The sequence below is a fragment of the Vibrio sp. 10N.222.52.B7 genome, assembly GCF_041474275.1.
In the GTDB taxonomy this organism is placed as follows: Bacteria; Pseudomonadota; Gammaproteobacteria; order Enterobacterales; family Vibrionaceae; genus Vibrio; species Vibrio crassostreae_C.
Map to the genome: position 1 here is coordinate 1 of NZ_JBFRTU010000534.1, position 254 is coordinate 254.

Consider the following 254-nt stretch of genomic DNA (forward strand, 5'->3'; position numbering starts at 1 on the left):
CCTCTTCTTCAAGGAAAAGAATCTCAAAACGGTTGCGACCAGACTGCATGTAAGGTCGAATATCTTTACGATATTCGACTTGGCTACCATCACAATCAAACACGGCAACGCCATTGAGTCGCACTTCCGCAAAGTAATCAACACCTGCCATTACTAACTCAACAAACGGGCACGCCAACATCGCATCATCCACTTCGATGTCATGCATCAGGTGCCACTCTTGCTCTGCGATTTCACTTTCACTCAAGCTATCA

At 46.1% G+C, this 254-nt stretch carries 1 protein-coding gene; it reads right to left on the minus strand.

Features of this window, described 5'->3' with window-relative positions; translation table 11 throughout:
• A partial coding sequence (locus tag AB4512_RS24060; RefSeq protein WP_408063700.1) for a glycosyl hydrolase 2 galactose-binding domain-containing protein occupies nt 1–254 on the minus strand: 254 nt, incomplete at both ends.